The sequence below is a fragment of the Holdemanella sp. DFI.5.55 genome (assembly GCF_020593575.1).
Lineage (GTDB): Bacteria > Bacillota_I > Bacilli_A > Erysipelotrichales > Erysipelotrichaceae > Holdemanella > Holdemanella hominis.
Genome location: NZ_JAJDMK010000418.1, coordinates 1 through 225 on the forward strand (window position 1 = coordinate 1; position 225 = coordinate 225).

Below are 225 nucleotides of genomic sequence, written 5' to 3' on the forward strand. Positions count from 1 at the left end.
TTTTATTCCCATAACATGCATTAAATTATATACATGTTTCTGACTGACGTTTTCGTCATTTTTATTTAGTAATACTGTTATTTTTGGTGATCCATATATACCATAAGATTATTCATGTATTTTCTTGATTTCTTTTTAAAGATGCTCATTTCTTATTTGTGTCTGCGTAAGTAGATTTTCATTCTTTTTATAGCTATAGAAACCTGAACGACTAACCCCAATTGT

General features: G+C 27.6%; 1 protein-coding gene. It reads right to left on the reverse strand.

All coding sequences use genetic code 11. The features are described 5' to 3' along the window. On the reverse strand, window positions 1-99 hold a 99-nt coding region (locus LJE08_RS15445; RefSeq protein ID WP_227403670.1), incomplete at its 3' end, for a transposase. Window positions 100-225 lie beyond the last annotated feature (126 nt).